Origin of the sequence: Robiginitalea sp. (assembly GCF_049588695.1) — a bacterium.
In the GTDB taxonomy this organism is placed as follows: Bacteria; Bacteroidota; Bacteroidia; order Flavobacteriales; family Flavobacteriaceae; genus Robiginitalea.
Map to the genome: position 1 here is coordinate 1 of NZ_JBAVZJ010000306.1, position 2,961 is coordinate 2,961.

General features: G+C 44.3%; 2 protein-coding genes. One reads left to right on the forward strand and one right to left on the reverse strand.

Annotated features, from left to right (window positions below):
* Nucleotides 1-335 precede the first annotated feature (335 nt).
* Complete coding sequence (locus tag WBV75_RS07565) at nucleotides 336-1,490, reverse strand: hypothetical protein (RefSeq protein WP_424120023.1); 1,155 nt, start codon at nucleotides 1,488-1,490, stop codon at nucleotides 336-338.
* Between WBV75_RS07565 and WBV75_RS07570 the strand changes: the two genes are divergently transcribed.
* Complete coding sequence (locus WBV75_RS07570) at nucleotides 1,477-2,694, forward strand: DUF481 domain-containing protein (protein WP_424120024.1); 1,218 nt, start codon at nucleotides 1,477-1,479, stop codon at nucleotides 2,692-2,694. The two genes, WBV75_RS07565 and WBV75_RS07570, sit on opposite strands and share 14 nt — an antisense overlap.
* Nucleotides 2,695-2,961: the final 267 nt, after the last annotated feature.

A 2,961-nucleotide genomic window follows, 5' to 3' on the forward strand; every position in this document is an offset into this window, starting at 1 on the left:
GGACAGGGCAATCAAGGCTTCCACCGGGCGCACCAGGACCATAAAGCCAACGGCCAGATAGATAAGGCCAATCAACAGAATGATATACCAGTAGCTGACCGAAGTTCGAATCGATTTGATTTTTGTATAATCCATAGTTCTGACGTTGTGGGGAACTCGAACATCTGGGCGCGAAATGATGATTTCACCTAAGATATATGAGAAAATTACTAAATAATCCTTTACAAGTCCTGAATTTCGGCCTTTAATCGGCCAATGGTCCGCCTTTGGGATGGAAAAATAGGATCGGGCCTTGAGGATTGGGCCCAGCGAACGTGCGTTCAAAAACTTGGGATTTATTGAACTTCCTGTATTTCGATATCCTCCGGAAGAAAGGGGAGCTCGAGAAGTTCAAACCAATTCTGATCAAAAGTGGTTAGGGTTACCCCTCCTTCGGAAGAGCCGTTTCCACGTATATATGAAATGGCAATCGTACCTGTTTCAAGATCAACCCCGTAATTTCCGAAAAGGACCCTGTCTCCCGTTGCCCGTTCAATCTGTTCCTGAAGCGCGGGAAGGAATGGACTGCCACCTTCTACAAGGGCTGCTGTATCGAAGTCATAAACCGCTGGCTGTGAAAAAAACAGGCTGGGTTGCTGGTAGATAAAATCCACCAACAATTGGTTGCCCAGGAATCGGGAGTCAAACATGCCCGGGCCCTGTGCGGGCAAACCTGGGGCATTGCCCGACCGAATAAAATTTCCTGTGGAGGTATTGAGCACTACATATGAGGTGTCTCCGTTGAAAATCCAGAGATCATTTCCTTTAAAGGTAGCTGCCTGGAAATCCGGATTCAGATTCAAAGTCTGCAGTATCGAACCGACAGACAAGTCAATAAGGGAAAGCAAAGGGCTACCTGATGCCTGATCCCGATAATAGATACCGAGTAAATCCCCTTCGATCCTATAGTTTTCAACTTCTGAAGTGGCTACCTCGGGAAGGAAAAGATCCCGGCATTCCGAAGCCTCCCGATCAAATATTCTAACGGCAAATTCAAGTGCCATATCATCGCCCTGCCGGGTATAGGGCAAGACCACGAAATTTTCGTTTCCACTGACATCCCGGATGGCTTTTGGGGTATCGTTTTCGGTACTGAAACCGCACACGTCATTGACTGAGAAAGTAATGCCGGTATTCAAATCTTTGTAATACGCCCTCGAAAGTTGTTGCTGCCAGAAATAAAACCCTGCCGAATTTTCATCCACGTCCCTGCGTCCGAAAACTAAAAAATCAAGGCCCAACTCGTCATTTAAATTGGTGATAATGGGTGCGCTGCCATCGTTGACCACATCCATCTGGAGCTCTTCTGTGCCTGAGGTTAAAAAGGTGCTCAGGCGAATGAGCGGCACCGGTTCTTCGGGTACCGGATCGTCATCGGAACAGCCTGAGATCAGTAGTGTGGGAATCAGAAAGGCCAGCAATAAATTTGGCTTTTTAATGGTGTATGGCATAGATTCAAAGATAGTGCTTTCAGAAATCACAAGATGTGCATTCCCCGGGACTTCTACAGGAAACTTGCTTGAGGTCAATACCGAATTAGTCAGAATTAACTATTTTTCGACCGTTTTAAAACGACTGTTTTCCCTGACTATGGATATGTGCCGGTATTTTCGAAACCGTAAAGGCCTGAACTTGTCTTCATTTTTTGGCGCTATTGTACTCCTATGCCTTTTATTCTATTCGGGACAGCTCGCTGCACAACACGATACACTTTGGGTGAAGAATGGCAATGTTTTATACGGTGAAATAAAGGATTTGACTTCCGGGGTGTTAACCATGGAAACGCCTTACAGCGACGACGATTTTACCATTGATTACGATGATGTAACCAAATTGGTTTTAGAAAGACGATGCATTATTGTCCTTGTAGGAGGGGAGCGCCTTTTCGGATTCTTGCGGTCGCAGGAAGAGGGAAAGGTGACGGTTTATTCTACCGAAGGTACGCGGAACGGACTTAACCTGAATCAGGTAACTGCCATTAAGGTGATAAAGAAAAAATGGATTAAGCGGATTTCAGGTTACATCGATATCGGCTTTAACCTTACTAAAGCAAATAATCAGCGACAGCTCAATATTGATGGAGGGGTATCCTATAACGGGTTTAAGTGGTTAGCGAATTCTAAAATATCCTCGCTTTTTGCCAATCAGGATAATGTAGAACTCACTCAGCGCACCAATATAGATATTCAAGTCAACAGACTCGTCTCAGATAAATGGTATATCCTGGGCTCGGGATCCTACCTGTCCAATACGGAACAGGACCTTCAGGGTCGTTACAGCGGGAAAATAGGGGTAGGGCGGTTCCTGTCCATAACCGACAAACTCCTGTGGGGCCTTGGTGCAGGATTGAACTTCAACATTGAGAATTACGACGACAGCAGTTTGAATAAAGAGTCCACGGAACTCTTTATTTCAAGCCGTTTTAATATGTTCGATTTTAAAGACCTCAGCCTGGATACCAATGTTGATTTCTATCCGAGTATTTCTGAGCGTGGACGAATTCGGGTGGATTACAACCTGAATGTGAAATACGACCTTCCCTATGATTTCTATGTCAAAACCAGTTTTCAATTTAACTATGACAATCAACCCCCTGCGACGGCTAGTGAGTTTGACTACATCCTGACCAGTGGGTTTGGGTGGAGTTTTAATTAGATCGTAGTATCTCTAAATGGGGTAAAAAAGGGATTTTTCTGGTCTTTCGTTTTGACCATACCCTTTTACTATTGCAAGAGTGAGAAAACAAAGCGCAATTGCAGTAATTCTTTTCATGTTTTTATAGTTTACCAAATTATCCCTCAATGTATTTTCTAAACCTCGCCATCTTTTAATAATCAGGGTTGAATTTGTCACAAGCGTACGCTGTTTGGCCAGCCTTTTGTGACGGTCTATAAATGTACAGATTTCTAAGGATTAGGAGCG